Below are 15,680 nucleotides of genomic sequence, written 5' to 3' on the forward strand. Positions count from 1 at the left end.
ACCTGGGGGCGGCATTCATGCATTTTGCCAACCCCCGCTTGACTCGGCGTGCCATTGCACCCAGCGATGAGGATTTCCTGCTTCGCCTCTACGCGTCGACGCGCGAAGAAGAACTGAAGCTCACCGACTGGGACGAGGAAGAGAGGCAGCGCTTCGTACGGATGCAGTTCGCTGCTCAGCAATGCGCCTACAACAGCTACCCCAATGCGGCATTTTTCCTTCTGTTGCTGGATGGGGAGCCGATCGGGCGGGTGTACTTGCAAGACCGTGAGACGACTCTTTCGATCGTCGATCTCTCTTTGTTGCCGGCATGGCGCGGGCAGGGTATCGGCGGCGACGTGCTGAAAGAGGTATTCTCGCGGGCCGGCGTCCGGCAACAAGCAGTCCGAATTCACGTGGAAAAGCTGAACCCGGCATTGCGGCTGTATCAACGGCTGGGCTTTCGGTTGCTGGAAGACAAGGGCGTGTACCTCCTGCTGGAGCGGGGTGGGGGTAGAGCGTAGGGCAGCCACGCCTCGTAGCACGCGGGGCGTGGGCCGGTGTGTCCATTGATAACGAACGCGCCGGCCAGGCGTCGTGTCATCCAATTCAATCTAATTCAATCAAAAAGAAAGGTCGCCGGAATGGGCCACAAGGGGAAATCAAGTGCGGTAGCGCGCGGCAACGCCTGCCTATCGCTCTGGGTGCGTATCTTCGCGGCTATTTGCGCGATGTTGTTGTTTCCTGCAGCAGCCAGGGCGACCTGCACATTCACCGCGAGCGAGAACCAGGTGGGGGGCGTGGTCGTGTGGACCCCGACCCCGACGAGCGCGCCGGCCAATCTTGTTGGCTGCGATCCTAACGGCAACGGCGTTTTTAGCAATGCCGCCCTGCGCAACGACCCGATTGCGACCAGTCAGGGGGGCACGCTGACACCGACTGATCCCGCCTCCCAAGATCAATTCGCCTACACGCCCAAGGTCGGGTTTTACGGTACGGACTCGGCGACTTTCTATGCGTGGAACGGGAGCAACTATGGTCCGTATACGGTCACCATCACGGTCAGCCCTGTCATCCCGACCCTATCGTCCGTCTCGCCCTCGTCGAGTTCGGCGTCGGGCGGTATCAGCGTCACGCTCTCTGGCGCTGCGTTGACGGGTGCAACGGCTGTCCAGTTCGGCAGTGTCAACGCCCCGGCTTTTACCGTCAATTCCGATTCGTCGATTACCGCGACTGCTCCGGCGGGCACGGCCAACACCACGGTGGATATCACCGTGACCACCCCAGGTGGGACGAGCGCCGTCGGCGCGAGCGACAAATTCACCTATAACGCGCCGCCGACAGTGACGGCGGTTTCTCCCAGTGGCGGCTCGGCGGCCGGTGGCACGTCGGTCACCCTTAGCGGCGCTAATTTCACCGGGGTGACTGCGGTGAAGTTCGGTGGCGGCAACGCCGCCTCATTCACGGTCAATAGCGCGACATCGATTACCGCCACTGCGCCGGCTGGCAGCGGCACGGTTGATGTCACGGTCACGACGTCCGGGGGCGGCACGAGTGCGACCAGCGGAGCCGATCAGTTCACTTACGTGCCGGCCCCCGCGGTCAGCAGTGTTTCGCCCAGCAGTGGCCCGGTTGCTGGCGGTACGTCGGTCACGATTAGCGGCACCAACTTCACCGGCGCGACGGCGGTGAAGTTTGGCAGTACCAACGCCAGCTCGTTCACGGTCAACAGTGCAACGTCGATTACCGCCACTGCGCCTGCTGGCAGCGGTGCGGTTGATGTCACCGTCACGACGCCCGGGGGCACGAGCGCGACCAGCGGTGCCGACCAATTCACTTACGTGCCGGCCCCCGCGGTCAGCAGTGTTTCACCCAGCAGTGGCCCGGCGGCCGGTGGCACGTCGGTCACGATTGGCGGCACCAACTTCACCGGCGCGACGGCGGTGAAGTTTGGCGGCACCAACGCCAGCTCATTCACGGTCAACAGTGCAACGTCGATTACCGCAACTGCGCCGGCAGGCAGCGGTACCGTTGATGTCACCGTCACGACGTCCAATGGCACGAGCGTGACCAGCGGTGCCGACCAATTCACGTACGTGCAGCCGCCCGTCGCCGGCGCGGCGAGCGTGACGGTCGCCCACGGCAGTACCAACGATGCAGTGACGCTCAACCTCTCCGGGGGCGCGGCGACGTCGGTGGCAGTGGCGACTGCCGCGGCTCACGGTACCGCCACGGCGAGCGGCACCGGCATGACCTATACGCCCAACGCTTCCTATTCGGGCGTGGATAGCTTCACGTATACCGCGACCAACAGCGCCGGTACATCGTCGCCCGCTACAGTGACGGTAACGGTCTCCAGCGCAACGCTCAGCTACGCGCCAGCAGCACCCTCGCCCGGTGCAGTCGGTGTGGCCTACAGCCAGTCGGTGGCATCTGCCAGCGGCGGCACCGGGCCTTACACCTATGCGCTCGCCACGGGCTCGCTGCCGCCGGGTGTCACGCTGAGCAGCAATGGCACGCTCAGCGGTACCCCCATCGCTGCCGGCACCTTCACCTTTACCGTCGCGGCCACGGACAGCAGCACAGGCACGGGACCGTTCTCGGCCATCAGCGGCTCACTCAACTTGACGATATCGGCGCCGACTATCGCGCTCTCGCCCGGCACGTTGACGAGCCCGACGGTCGGCATGACTTCCTCACAGTCGGTTAGTGCCAGCGGCGGGACCGCCCCCTACACCTATGCAATCACAGCCGGCACGTTGCCTGCGGGTATGAGTCTGTCGTCAGGTGGCGTTTTGTCAGGCACGCCCACTGCCGGGGGCAACTTCAATTTCACGGTTACGGCCACCGACAGCTCCACGGGTACGGGGCCTTTTACCGGTAGCCGCAACTACACGCTCACGGTCAACGCCCCCACGCTGTCGATCACACCCGCAGCAGGTAGCCTGAGCGCGACGACCAGCGTCGCCTATAGTCAATCGTTCGCGGCCGCCAACGGTAGGGCGCCTTACACGTACGTGTTGTCCGTCAACTCCGGCACGCTGCCGACGGGCCTGTCGTTCAACGCCGCCACCGGCGTATTGTCCGGTACGCCCACCACGGCCGGCACGGTCAACTTCACGGTCAGCGGCACCGACAGCAGTACCGGCACGGGTCCCTACACCGTCTCGGCCACGTACACACTGGCCACCTCCGCGCCGACCATCACCGTGTCTCCTGCAACGTTGCCGAGCGCGAGCACGGGCATGGCGTACAGCCAAAGCGTGACGGCCAGCGGCGGCAGCGCGCCATACACCTACGCCGTGTCGAGCGGAGCGCTGCCGACAGGGCTCAGCCTCAACGCCAGCACAGGGGCGCTCGGCGGTACGCCCACGGCCGCCGGCACGTTCGGCTTCACGGTGCGCGGCACCGACGCCAACGGCTACAGCGGCACGCGCAACTACAGCCTCACCGTGGCAGCGCCCACCATCGTGTTGAGCCCGGCGACGCTGTCCAGTGCCACGGTCGGTACGGCCTACAGCCAGACGGTGACATCGAGCGGCGGCATCGCGCCCTATACCTATGCTGTCACCAGCGGCGCTTTGCCTGCGGGCATGTCGCTGGCTTCCAACGGTGTCCTGTCGGGCACGCCAACCGCAGGCGGCAGCTTCAACGTCACGATCAGCGCCACGGACAGCACCGCGGGCGCGGGCCCTTTCACCGGCAGCCAGGCCTACACGTTGACCGTCAACAGCCCCACGCTGACGATCGCGCCGACGTCCACTTCCGGGCTGACCGCCACCGCTGGCTCCAGCTATAGCCAGTCTTTCACCGCCAGCGGTGGCAGCAGTCCCTACAACTACGCGATGACGATCAATTCCGGCACGATGCCCGCCGGTCTGTCGTTCAACATGGCTACCCGTACGCTGTCGGGCACGCCGACCGCGGCCGGCACGGTCAGCTTCACCCTCACGGTCACCGACAGCAGTTCGGGCTCGGGCCCCTATGTGGCGTCCGGCACGTATACGCTGACCGTGCACGCGCCCACATTGAGTGTGGCGCCGTCCACGCTGCCGAACCCGGTCATCGGCGCGGCTTACAGCCAGACCCTCACGGCCGGCAACGGCACGGCGCCGTATACCTTCGCGATCACCGGCGGCGCGCTGCCAGCCGGCCTGTCGCTCAGCAGCACGGGCGTGCTGTCCGGCACGCCGACAGCCGGTGGCAATTTCAGCTTCACCGTCACGACAACGGATGCCAACAGCTTTACCGCTAGCCGTGCGTACAGCGTCACCATCGGTGCCGCTGCCGTTGCGCTGACTCCCGCCACCGTGCCGGGCGCGACGTTGAGCACGGCTTATAGCCAGACGCTTACCGCCAGCGGCGGCATCGGGCCATACACGTATGCCGTCACGTCCGGCGCGCTGCCGGCAGGCATGAACCTGAACAGCACCACCGGCGTCTTGAGCGGTACGCCTACCGCGACGGGCAGCAGCACGTTCACCATCCGGGCCACCGACAGCAGCACGGGCACGGGTGCGCCGTACAGCGGCACACACAGCTATACGCTCGCGGTCGGCCAGACCATCGGCGTCGCATCGCCGATGAGCGCCACCACCACGTCCGTCGCGCCCGTTACGCTGCACGCCACGGCCAATGCGATCGGCGGCCCGTTCACCGCCGTGACTATCGTCACGCAGCCGGCAAGCGGCACTGCCGTAGTCAACGGCATGGACATCGTCTACACGCCGGCGCCGACCACCTCGGGCAACGTCCCCTTCACCTTTGCGCTGGTCAACACGGCGGGCACCTCCGCACCGATCCAGGCGACGGTGACCGTCAATGCCGTGCCGATCGCCGCTTCGCAGAAGACGGCCAGCACCGCGGCGGGTCAACTCGTGAATGTGAGCCTCACCGACGGTGCGAGCGGCGGCCCGTTCACCGGCGCGACGATCGTGTCGGTCACGCCCGCCAACGCCGGCACGGCTACCATCGTGCAGCAGTCCGCGCAAGGAACGGGAGTGGCCAAGGCGATGATGGTGGCCGGTCCGGATTATCTGCTCAGCTTCACGCCCGCAGCGACCTTCAGCGGCACGGCCACGATCACATACACACTGTCGAACGCCGTCGCTACTTCGGCGGCGGCCGCGATCCAGGTCAGCGTCATGCCGCGCAAGGATCCGTCCACCGATCCTGACGTCACGGGCCTCATCAACGCGCAGATCCAGGCCGCACAGCGCTTCGCCACCGCGCAGATCGGCAACTACAACCAGCGCTTGGAGGCGCTGCACGGCACCGGACGCGCACCATCCGGCAACGGCATCACGGTGGCCATGCCGAACTCGCGCGGCGAGGCACAGGTGCGCTGCCAGGATGTCTTCGATGTGACCGCTCGCGACGCCTGCCTGCGTGGCGACAGCACGGCCGGGAAACCGGCGCTCGCGCGTGGCACACGCAATGCGGACAACGCCGACAGCAAAGGCGCCGCGGGTGCCGGCCTCGATCGGCCCGGTGCTGACGCCGCTGGTGCCAACCAGTCTGATGTCGCCTTCTGGAGTGCCGGGACGCTCGATTTCGGTTTCGCCAACACCGGCACGCAGCGCGCAGGCTTTCGCTTTACCACGGGCGGCATCACGGCGGGCGCGGACTACCGCGTGTCGGACCAGTTCTCGATCGGCGCTGGCTTCGGCTATGGGCACGACTCCACCGACATCGGCAGCGCCGGTACCAAAAGCATGGGCGACAGCTACAGCGTCGCGCTGTACGGCAGCTATCGCCCGATGCCCACGCTGTTCGTCGATGGTGTGGCGGGTTTCGGCACGCTCAGCTTCGACTCGCGCCGCTGGGTGAGTGACGCCAACGATTTTGCTACCGGCAATCGCAACGGCCGCCAGGTATTCGCGTCGTTGTCCGCTGGCTATGAGCGCCGCGACAGCACCTGGCTGATCTCGCCGTACGGGCGCTTGTCGGTGTCGGAATCGACGCTCGATCAGTTCTCCGAAACAGGCGCGGGCCTGAACGCGCTGACTTACTTCGCGCAGACGGTCACCACCGTATCCGGCACGCTCGGCTTGCGCAGCGAGCTTGAGCAGAAGACCCGATGGGGCACCTTCCTGCCGTACGCGCGCGTGGAATACCAGCATGACTTCAACGGCCAGAGCAACGCGGGGCTTGCTTATGCGGATCTCGCCTCGTTCGGCCCCGCCTACACCGTGAGCGGCAGCCCATACGGCCGCGACAGCATGCAGATCGGCGTGGGCACCAAGTTCCGGACGGGCGTGTTCACCTTCGGGCTGGACTACAGCGTGATGTTCGGCATGGGTGGTTTGCAGCAGGGCGTGCGATTGACTTTTGGGGGGCCGTTTTAAGGCCGCGCCCTGGCAAATAGGGTAGGGGATGCCTCGCGGGCATCCCTGCCCACAGATATTGTTTGTTTAGTAGTCCGTATTTTTACCTTCGCCACGTCGGAGACTCTCAATGGCCATTCAAATCGAGCTGACCCCGCAATTCGAGCCGCTGCGCATGAACGCGGAATGCGCGCTTCCTGGAGAAAAGCCGTTCGACCCCGTCGTCGCCCAGTCGGGCAGCACGCTCGTCGCGGGCGGATCGCGTGCGATCGCGATATTCGCGCTGCAAGGTCGACCATCCGTGCTGCGAACCATCCCCTCACGGCTTGAAAACGGCATTGCCGGCTTTTGCGTCAACCATTCCGAGCTTTACGTTCAAGACGGCCCCGTACTTGCTGCCTGGTCCCTGACCAGCCAGAAGATGTCTGCCGCGCGCAATCTTTCGACGGGGCAGGTTTGGTGGCGGGACGAGGACGCGACGCAGGAGGTGCCACCGGACGAGTTCTATGCTTTCTCCGATGAAGATGCACCGCTTTACGCCAAGCTGACGGCGGCGCGTAACCGGCATGCGTGGGCGACGGTGTTGGAAGACCTCGAGCAACACGTCGCAATGGGCAATGCACAGGCCAATGCCGCGCAAACGGCCGATAGGGTGCGCGGACTGCTCAAGGCCGACGGCGACACTGAACAGGTCGTGGCCGAAACAAGGGCCGAGCTCGAGCGGACACTCAAATCGGTGTCCAAGATCGTTTATTCCGCACCGGTGGTCCGCAAGGAGCAACGTTATGGCGTGGCTGGGGCCATGCTGTTTTCGCTCGGATTGGACGGCACCGTGTATGCCATGGATGTCGAACTGCGATCGCTCTCACCCGTCAACCGCGGCCTGATGCCTCTGCGTGCCGAACTTGCAGTCGGGGAATGGACAGACGCGTCGAATGCCTACTCATGCCGCTTGTACTACGTGACCGATGATGGCGGCATTGCTGTTCTCGACGGGGCCACGCCGAACCTCGATCAGCGAACAGGTTGGCCCGGCAAGGGAAAACCGGCTGCGGACAAGGTGCTGCCTCTCTCGGGCCACGGAAAATGGCTGATGGGCGGTGGCCTCTTCGGCGCGGACTTTTTCGTGACCGAGGCCAACTCGTCGGCCTCGCTGGCGCAAATCGTCGCCGCGCCCCCCGGGGGCTGGGTGAGCTACGAAGTCGATGAAGAGAAAAAGTTCGTCCTGCTCTCGAACGGCACTTCCACCCGCCTGCATGCCTACGACGCCAGTGCGATTCAAAGAGACCGGTGGCAATTGCGTCAAAACTCGCTCCCGGTGCAGGTCGGATTCCTGCCTACCGGGGCGAGTGACGCGCCGCAGGCCGTCGTGGAAATCGATGCCTTCCAATCGAATGACGCACCGCTCGGCTTACGCGTCCTGCTCGCCAACTCCGTCGACGTCAGTTCCGAAGCTCGTCCTTCCGGGTATCCGCCGCCCGCTGTCGTACTTGCGACGGGCACGATCAAAGATGGGGCAGCCGGCACGTTTCCCATCCGGTGGATACGCAGTCGTCCCACGTTGGCCGGTGAGCACCTGTATTGCATGGTTCGCACCACCCGCCCGCAGGCGCCGCGGGCGCTCGTGGGCAGCGCCGAACAACTGGGTGCGCATTCCGATCACTCACTTTCTGCGATCCCGCAGCAGGTGGAGGCGTTGACGCAAAGCGGCATGCTCCGCGCGGAGCACCTGCCGGCACCGCAGGCCGTCGATCGATCCGAGGATGCACTGGCCAAGTTCGTCTTCCATGCCGACAAGCTGCGAGAGCTTCGCGCGTCAGCCACTCAAGCGTTGAAAGAGATGGTGCCGCGCACGATTCCGGTCCGGGTCAAAGTCGAGTTGATATGGACGGAGGGAAGCGACGGATTCATCTACACCCCCGTGACCGAACCCACGGTACCCCTGCGCGGCGAGCACCTGAAGCTCAAGCTGGCGTCGGGTGGTGAAAGAGACATCTGGACCGACGAGAACGGTGTGGCCACGATCGATGCGACCGTTCTCGACGGGGCATCCCAGCGCTGCCAGGCGACCGTGCATTTCCGCTCCCTCAATGATTTGGCTCAGCGCCTCAAGGACAGGCGCAGCGGCGGCGGCCGCTTCGGCCGCACCTATACGAGCGCATCGGCCAGCTGCAATTCGGTCACGCTCGACAAGGGCACGACGCCGGTCATCACCGTCGAAGTGTCCGCCACCTACCGGAGCGGCAGGTAGCGCTGGATTGCCGGCCCTCCACTGGGGGCACGTAACACCTAACACAGGGGAAAAATCTCATGAGCGAAATGTTCGAAGACATGCTGAGCGCTGAAGTCCTGACCCCGACCTGGACATACGAGGCGCAATTCGGGCCGTTGACTTCACCGTTGGCGTGTGCCGGCGATAAGCTGATCGGCGTCGCCGACAGCACGGTATTCGCGATCGACATCCACAATGGGCAACTCGCCTGCACCCCGAAAGAGGGGAAGGGCGGCTGGGTCTTTCAACTCCAGGACCGCTACGGCGCCGCGCCGCGCGTGACGGCCTGCGACGGCGTCGTGTATCTGATGGATGGTGAAAAACTCCTCGCCCTACGCTTGGCCGATGCCTCGCCGTTGCCGAACTGGACGGCGCCAAAACTGGGCAGGGCAAGCTCGTTGATCGCCCATCGCGGCGTGGTGATGGCTGTCTACCTCGACCCGAAGAAGGGCGCTTCGAAGGTCGCGGGCTTCGTCGCCGCTACCGGGGCGAAAGCCTTCGAACCAGTCGAAATCTCGCGCAGAAGCGCAGGGCCGGCAGGCTACGGGGAGGACGCCGTGTTCTTCGCCGCCGGCGACAAACTGCACGGCGTCAACCTGCGTTCGGGCGATGCGCGTTGGACTTTCGCTCTGGAAGACGACAAGATCACCGACGTCGTCGCCCCATGCGCTGCAAAGAGCGTCGTGCTGGCCTCGGGACGCTGCCTTTACGGCATCGACATCAACAACGGCACGAAGCGCTTCAGGATCGAACCGAGCGCAGCGGGTCATGCTGTCTGGCATACGCCAGCGATTCATGTGCCATCGACGGTGCACTCGGCTACCAAGGCCGTCAACCTGCGGGCGGCGCGACCCCAGGCCAGCGCACAGGGCCTGCTGCGAGCCGACGCCGAAGCTGACGCGCAAGCCGCCAACCTGTCGGCCGGCTTCGCTGTCGCGACCAATTCGCAGGGCGACCTGATCTGCCTGTCCCTGGCCGATGGCGGCATCCGGTGGAGCCGCAAGCTGAACTCGCCCGGCGAGCCGAACATCATCGACGGCGTCGTCCACATCAAGACCCACGAAGGCCGTCAACTCGAACGCTTCAAGGTCGAAAACGGCAATGCGGCCGGCGTCGCCTATACGCTGCCGAGTCTGCCCAGCACGCAGCCGGCCGTCATCACCAACGGCACGTTGTTCTTGCCGGACGAAGCCGGCAACATCGCCGCGCGGCCCTACTCCGCCACACAGGCGGCTGCCTACTTCGACGGCGCCGCGTCGATGATCGACATCCGGCCCGACGGTGACCAGTTCGACTTCGGCGAACGCAACTTCACCGTCGAGGCCTGGTTTCGCAGCAGCGCCGGCGGCGAAATCCTGTGCGGCTACCCGACGACGAAGGATTCGAATGCTCACGGCTTCCGGCTCAACCTTGCCCCGGACGGCCAGATTCGTGTCGGGATATTTTCCACTGACGGCAAGCGCCACAGCATGGGCAGGACCAATGCCACCGGAGCATGCGACGGTCATTGGCATCACGTCGCGCTGGTGCGGCGCGCCGACACCTACCTCATCGTGCTCGACGGCATTGCACAGGAAGTGCGACTGCCCGACATCGAAGGCGCTGAGCGCTTGTCGATCGGCGGTCACGCGGCCATTGCCATCGGTGCCTTCGTGCCCGAGCAGGGCGCCAAAGCGAGTGGCTTCTTCTCCGGGCTGATTCGCGAAGTCAGGTTGTGGAAGTGCGCGATGGAAGCCGCGTTGATCGAAACCAACCGCAAGACCGCGTTGTCGGGGGCGGAGCCGCAGTTGCTCGGCCTGTGGCGCCTGGACGAAGTGCATTCGCCGGGTGACAAGCAACCGGTCCAGCCGCACAACGCGGTGAGCCGCCATCGTATCCGAGCGCAGTTCATCAACCGTGCCTCGCGTCCGAGCGATCTGATGATGGATCGCTCGGCCTTTCCGTATCTGCTGCGTGAATCGGCGAAGCAATGGCCGTATGCCAATACCTGGGGTGCACGCGGGCAATCGCAGGTCGTCGGCTCGCCGGCTTTGTCCACGAACGGCGTCGTGGCTTTCTCGACCGGCAACGTGCTTTACGCGGTCGGTGCGCAGGACGGCCGGCGCAAATGGTCGATGGACATCGCGAGCCGCACATCCGACCCGGTGGCCGAGGGCGGCGGTTTCCTGCTGTTGACGCAGGACGATTCCCTGATCCACATCGACGCGAGAAGCGGCGCGAAAATCCAAGTGCCGGCATTCGCGGGCATGCGCCACAACCATGACGAGGCCTTGCCAGCACCGGCAACCGACCCGAACTATATCGCGGCAGCGACAGGGGGCGGGCGTGCGTCCGTCGTCATTTGCACGCGCGATGCGGATGCCGGCATCGAAATCTCGCTCCCCGGCACGCCCGTCCGCTTGGCCTTCTGCAACGCGGGCCTGCTGGTGCTGACGCAAGCGGACGGCAACTTCACGCTGCATCTGGTCGACTGCAAGACGGGGAAGGTGAACGGACGGCGGCGTATCGCAGCAGACGCATTCTGCGCCGCAGGTTCGTGGATTTTCGCCGTGGCCGACGGTGCCGTGCAGAAGCTCGCTGCCGCCGACATCGGGGGGGCGCCTCTGACCGTCTCGGCTGAACTGGGCTGCGCCGCCACTGGACTTGCGGCATCGCTCGACGACGACTTGCTCGCGATCGGCACGGAAGCCGGCAAGGTACTCGGATTCAGCCTGAGCGAACTTGCGCCGGCCTGGAGTACCGCGCTTCCGATCGGGCGCACGGGTGGCGCGTGGAACGCAATCAACCGGCCTGTGTTCGATCAAGCCTCGCGCATCATCTGCACCACGAGCAGCGGCACGATTGCCGCGCTCTCCGGTGAGACCGGCAGCCTGCTTGGCCTGTACCACGCCGAGAACGGTGCGATCGGCACGCCGGCCGTCTATGCCGGCACGGTGTACACGGGATGCCGCGACACCATTGCCAACGCGCTCGATTTCGAACTCGATGGCGCGATGCACAGCATCGTGTTCGGCGACACCATGGCGCTGCGCCTGAATCTCGACCGCCACGGCAATCCGATTGCCGACGGTAAGCAACACGCCGTGATCGACACGAACACCGAGGGCGCGACGCTGCATCTGATGGAAGTGCATCAGAGCTGCGTCGAAGCGTGGGTCAACGTCCCTCGATTGACGGAGGATGCCGCTGCGCGCGTCGGCGGTGGCATAGTCGGCATCGTGCCGACCGAGGAGTCCGGCTTCGACATCAACCTCTGGATGGAGTCCGATGGCACGGTGCATTACGCCTCGCGCGCCAAGGAAGAGGGGGGCTGGAGCGGCGTACACGTGAAGGCCGCGACCAAGATCACCGATGGCCGCTGGCACCACCTCGCCGTATCACGCCGCCTGGCCCTACCGAGCGAGAAAGCGGGGGCACCCGATCACATCATTCTCTATGTCGACGGTGTGGCGGTGCCGGTCGAACACTTGTCCGCGCCTGCCTCGCCACGCGTTGCCGCATCGGGTCTGAAGGCCTATGTCGGTGCGACCGTGGCCGAGGATCTCGGCGCGGCAAGGCCGTTCTGCGGCATGATCGCCGAGGTACGCGTATGGGATACCTATCGGGCAGCGCCGGAAATCGCTTCGCGCATGCAGGTCAAGCTGCGCGGCGACGAACCCGATCTATTGGCCTACTGGAATTTCGATTACCAAGCCGTGCACGATTCCGCCTTGCAAGGGCATAGCGGACAGCTGGCGCAGGCGCCTACCGCCGCCGCACCGGCATGGTGGCTGACCGACTTGCCGTTCAGCGTGCCGAACTACCCGCACATTACGACCGCGGCGTCCGTGTCGCAGGTCGAGGCGGACGGCACTCCCCTCTACGCGCTGACCGCCAAGGTGTGCGCCGCCGACGGCAGCGGCATGGCCGGCAAACGCGTCGAAATGTGGTACATCCTGCGCAAGCCTGGCGACCCGGCTTCGATTTGGATCAACGGCACCGAAGTGCAGGGCGTCAAACCGGGCACGGAGCCTGATCCGGTCCTGCTGGCCGCCAAAGCTGCCCGGGTCTTTTCCGCCGTGACGGGCGCGGACGGCACGCTGAAGTTGACCGTGGCCTCGTCGCAGCGTGGCCACGGTCCTTCGCTCGACCTGTGGACCTCGTTCATGCCGGTCAATGAGCGGTTCCACGTCAACGTTCTGATCGACAATCAGAAGCTCGCCAAGCCCGCGCCGCCGACGCTGACGGCGCAGGCCAAGCTGCTCCAGGACTACCACTACACCCGGGGCGACAAGGTCGACCACAAAAAGGACCGCTCCACGTGGCGCATCGTCCTGCGCGCACGCGAATCCAACGACATGATCCGGCCGCGCGAGCCGATTACCCTGTGGGCATCGACGACGGCGACGATCGAGGTCAACGGTGCGCGGCACACGGTCAACAGCGAACGCTCCGTCACGCTGGATGCCGAGCTGAACGGCGAAATGACCGTAGTCATGGAGGCGAACGAATTGACCGCGCCGACGCTCTATGCGCGCGCCGGCTTCATGCACCGGAACGACCGCATCGTCATCCACGCCGATCAGGATGCGCAGCAGCAGCTCTCGGCCATCAAAGCCGAGGACATGACCCGCGCACGCGTGACCAACTGGAAGCGCCCCGAAGATGGCGGAAAGGACGATAAAGGCGAGACGCTTCTGAACCGCGAGCATCACGCGCATGCCGGCGACATTTCGCAAGCGGTGCGGCAGGTGGCTTCGTCGGTCAAGGCCGAGGATGATCACACGATGCTGCGCAACCGCATCTCGCCCGCGCGTCGCAAGCTGGCGCAGATGCGCGCGGCGGAAAACGGCGAGGACGTCGCGCTTCTGATGGCCGGCGAGAACGGCACGATGCAGCAGCCGCGCATTGCGGCCATGCGCCAGGAGGAGGCGGGTGCGCAAACCGACCGCGTCGCGCTCTTGCGCACGATGGCTGGCACGCCGCGCATCGCACCGGCCAACCCCGATGCTTTCCGCGGTTCGTTGGGCGGTGCGATGGGCTTCGTCATCGAAGCCGGCGGAACGGAAGGATTCAGCTATCGCCCCCTTTACACCGAGGAAGAGGTCGAGCGCGCGCGCGATGTGCCGACTCCTGTGCTCCATGCCCCAGCGTTGCTGGGCAATATATTCGACGACATGTGGTCCGGCATCAAGGACACGGCAACCAACATCTATGACGGCGCGAAGAGCATCGTCGTCAGTGTCGGCGAGGCCGTCCAGATCGCCGTCACCAAGATGGTCAACGGCATCAAGCGGGTCGTGCATGCGGTCGTCGCGACGGTCCAGGATGCCTTGAAAGCGGTGGCCGGCTTTTTCGAGCAGATAGCGGTCGCGATCAAGAAGGTCATCGCATTCCTGCGCGCGCTGTTCGACTGGGGTGCCATTCTCGAGGCGCAACGCTATTTCCGCGACTTGCTGCGCGACGCCTTCAAGATGCAAAGCAAGACGCTCAAGGACAAGGCGCTTCTCAAGAAAGTCCTCGGCGTGGCCACAGGCAACCCGCCGCCGGTTCCGGCCGGCAAGGGCAGCCTGAACGGCGCCGCGCGCGAGGGTGGCGGGCGAGACTCGCCCGTGATCGCCGGCTCCGACGGCGTACAGGCGAATTCGATGTTCGAGAAAACGCGAACTGGCGAGATTAGTTCAAGCCAGAGCAATCCCAAGGGAGTGGAACTGACCGCCCCGGGCGGCGATCCGGTTGCCGGGATCGAGAACCTGTTGATCGGGTTGGCGGGCTCGGTGCTCGACCTTTCACCGGGCGACCTGATCGCACAGGTGAAGAAGGCCGTTTCAGGCGGCATGAGCGCCATTGCAGACCAGCTGGCCGATACCTGCAGCACCATGGCCGAGGCGATGGACGCCATCATCGCCATCCTGGACACGACGATTTACATCCCGTTCGTCAGCGAACTGTACAAGTGGATAACCGGCGAGGATCTGTCGCTCTTGAGCCTGCTCTGCCTCGGGTTGGGCGTTTTCTTCAATACGCTGTACGCCTTCGTCACCCTTCTGGTCGACGGCGAGGCGCGTACCTTCATCAGCGATGCCAAGGCGAATTCGCAAGGAGGCAAGCGAAAGGAAATTGCCGGCCCTGAGACCATGCTGTTGCACGGGGATACGACTGGGGAAGAGGGGAGCATGGAGCGGGCCGCTGTCGTGCCGAGCACCCCCAAGGTCTGGGAAATCGTCTACATGGGGGCACGCGCACTGACCGTGGTATGCGACACGTTGGCCGACGCGCAGTACTACGACACGGCTAATACGCGCAAGGGACGGCAAACCAACTTCGACCGGGTGTATTTGGCCAAGGTGGGCATCTTCCAAGGCATCTTCAGCGCGGTCGCCGCCGGCGTCTTCACGTTCGAATCCCAGCCTGCCTATCATGCCAGACTGAAGGCGGCGTTGGGCGATCAACGCGAGGTGGCCACCCGGATCGAAAGCTTGGTTTACCTGACCTTCAGCATCTTGATGGCCAAGAGCGTGGTCAAAATCGTGACGGGGGCGCTCACCTGGAGTGACGGCGGCGTGGAAGCCATCGATACTTCGACACGATTCGGCAAGATGAAGAAGTTTGTCAAGGATAAGGAATACCTGGTCATGGTCGGGCTGGCGACGGCAAGCATGGAGGCGATCATCGTCTCCCTCCTCCTTTACCACGACGCCGTGGAGAGAGGCTTGCTCAAGAAACTGGAAGGAAAGACGGCCCCCCCGGCATACAGAGACCTTCGCGAAGAATTCGTGTGGCTCACCTTTCGCGACATCGTCAGCCTCGTTCCGCTTCTGTTCGAATTTCTCTATACGAAGGAAGGGGTAAAGATATGGGGGGGCAAGCCGATATCGAGCACGCTTTATATCTCCTCCATGCTGACTCGGTTAGCCGCCAATGTCGCGTCGATCGCGCTGCACGGCGTCGGGGTCTTCAAGTACGGGGACCCGAAGTGACTTTCGCTCCGCTGCGCAAGTCATGATGGTGACGGGGGCGCAGGGCGTGTCTCGCTACGGCGACACGGTCTGCTAGCCGTTCGAGCCATCCGTCAACACAAACCGTAAAGATCGGCCCCGCCTTTGGGCGGGGTCTTTTTTCGT

At 64.6% G+C, this 15,680-nt stretch carries 4 protein-coding genes; all 4 read left to right on the plus strand.

What is annotated here, in order from left to right:
* Positions 1 to 17: 17 nt before the first annotated feature.
* Positions 18 to 503 (plus strand): GNAT family N-acetyltransferase, encoded by a 486-nt coding sequence (locus D7S89_RS14265; protein ID WP_121278370.1) that lies wholly within the window; start codon positions 18 to 20, stop codon positions 501 to 503.
* 207 nt (positions 504 to 710) lie between these two features.
* A complete protein-coding gene (locus D7S89_RS14270) occupies positions 711 to 6,326 on the plus strand; it encodes a putative Ig domain-containing protein (RefSeq protein ID WP_183085193.1) in 5,616 nt (1,871 codons plus the stop codon).
* A 109-nt stretch (positions 6,327 to 6,435) separates the two neighbouring features.
* A complete protein-coding gene (locus tag D7S89_RS14275) occupies positions 6,436 to 8,556 on the plus strand; it encodes a hypothetical protein (protein WP_121278372.1) in 2,121 nt (706 codons plus the stop codon).
* 59 nt (positions 8,557 to 8,615) lie between these two features.
* Positions 8,616 to 15,536: a LamG-like jellyroll fold domain-containing protein gene (locus D7S89_RS14280; protein ID WP_121278373.1), complete on the plus strand. Its 6,921-nt coding sequence runs from the start codon at positions 8,616 to 8,618 to the stop codon at positions 15,534 to 15,536.
* Positions 15,537 to 15,680: the final 144 nt, after the last annotated feature.

Source organism: Trinickia fusca (assembly GCF_003628145.1).
Classification (GTDB): Bacteria; Pseudomonadota; Gammaproteobacteria; order Burkholderiales; family Burkholderiaceae; genus Trinickia; species Trinickia fusca.

What these genes read in the sequence shown, in the direction of transcription:
- D7S89_RS14265 (WP_121278370.1), top strand. Translation starts at nt 18, where the DNA reads ATGCATTTTGCCAACCCCCGCTTGACTCGGCGTGCCATTGCACCCAGC.
- D7S89_RS14270 (WP_183085193.1), top strand. Translation starts at nt 711, where the DNA reads ATGTTGTTGTTTCCTGCAGCAGCCAGGGCGACCTGCACATTCACCGCG.
- D7S89_RS14275 (WP_121278372.1), top strand. Translation starts at nt 6,436, where the DNA reads ATGGCCATTCAAATCGAGCTGACCCCGCAATTCGAGCCGCTGCGCATG.
- D7S89_RS14280 (WP_121278373.1), top strand. Translation starts at nt 8,616, where the DNA reads ATGAGCGAAATGTTCGAAGACATGCTGAGCGCTGAAGTCCTGACCCCG.